This window comes from Labrenzia sp. C1B70, assembly GCF_000475395.1.
GTDB lineage: Bacteria > Pseudomonadota > Alphaproteobacteria > Rhizobiales > Stappiaceae > Roseibium > Roseibium algicola.
In genome coordinates this window covers 1-217 of the sequence record NZ_AXCE01000051.1, presented here as the reverse complement: position 1 = coordinate 217, position 217 = coordinate 1, and the positions used below count along the sequence as shown (strand labels likewise).

General features: G+C 62.2%; 1 pseudogene. It reads right to left on the bottom strand.

From position 1 onward, the window contains the following. A pseudogene (locus tag Q666_RS0134105) lies at nucleotides 1-217 on the bottom strand (integrase); the annotation flags it as partial.

The following is a 217-nucleotide window of genomic DNA, read 5'->3' as shown; positions in this document are numbered from 1 at the left end:
GGGCAGCAGATCGCTCTCCGGGTCACTCGGATCCAGAGGCAAAAACGCCTCCCAGGTGATTTGACCAAACCGCATTCCGGATAACTCGGAGCGCCGGCGGCCACCGGAAGCAAACCCGACCAGCAGCAATGCTCTGTCGCGAATGTCCATCAGGCTTGGTGCGGCGTAGTCCGTGCCGTCACATGTCGCGAGCAGCAGCTCCAGACAATCGGCCGTG